The following is an 864-nucleotide window of genomic DNA, read 5'->3' as shown; positions in this document are numbered from 1 at the left end:
CAAAATGTAAAGGACCTTTTAGCCAGTCCTGAAATAGAAAATATATTTGATAACACAGATTTTATCTTAATGCTTAATCAAGCTAGTGGTGATAGGGAAATTTTAGCTAACAAGTTAAATATATCTCTTTATCAGTTATCCTACGTAACAAATTCCAATGAGGGAGAGGGATTACTATTCTACGGAAACACAATAGTACCTTTTGTAGATAGATTCCCTAAAGATACAAAATTGTATAAGTTAATGACAACTAAACCAGAAGAATTAAAGGAAGGGATAGAAATTGATAGACAGAGAGAAGTTAAAAACTAACTATATTATTAATTTAGATGCAATTTCTGCTCTAAAGGAATTTCCAGATAAAACATTTGATTGCTGTATTACATCTCCTCCATATTATGGACTTAGAGATTATAAAGCAGAAGGACAAATTGGAAGAGAAGAAAGTCCGGAGGAATATTTAAATAAATTAATTGAAGTCTTTAGAGAAGTAAAAAGAGTATTAAAAAAAGAAGGAACACTTTGGGTAGTTATTGGAGATTCTTATGCAGGACAAGAAGCAAAAAAGAATATAAAGATCCTAAAAACATAGAAGGAAGAAGTGGTCAAAAAGAGTCTATTACAGAAAAACTCAGTGGCTACAAGGCAAAAGACTTAATGGGGATACCTTGGCAACTAGCTTTAAAATTAAGAGAGGACGGTTGGTATTTAAGAAGGATATTATTTGGCATAAGGAAAATGCCATGCCTGAGTCTTGTAGAGATAGACCATCAAGTCCTATGAACATATCTTCCTACTATCAAAAGCAAGAAAGTATTTCTATAACTTTGACGCTATGAAAGAACCAATAAAAGAAATAAGCAA

The 864-nt window shown here is 31.6% G+C and carries 2 pseudogenes; both read left to right on the top strand.

Annotated elements, in window-relative coordinates:
* Positions 1-312 (top strand): annotated as a pseudogene (locus HMPREF0077_RS10005) (VirB4-like conjugal transfer ATPase, CD1110 family); the annotation flags it as partial.
* Positions 284-864: pseudogene (locus tag HMPREF0077_RS11160) on the top strand (DNA-methyltransferase); the annotation flags it as partial. The pseudogenes HMPREF0077_RS10005 and HMPREF0077_RS11160, both read left to right, overlap by 29 nt.

The organism is Anaerococcus tetradius ATCC 35098 (genome assembly GCF_000159095.1).
GTDB lineage: Bacteria > Bacillota > Clostridia > Tissierellales > Peptoniphilaceae > Anaerococcus > Anaerococcus tetradius.
This window is presented reverse-complemented; position numbering and strand designations above follow the sequence as displayed.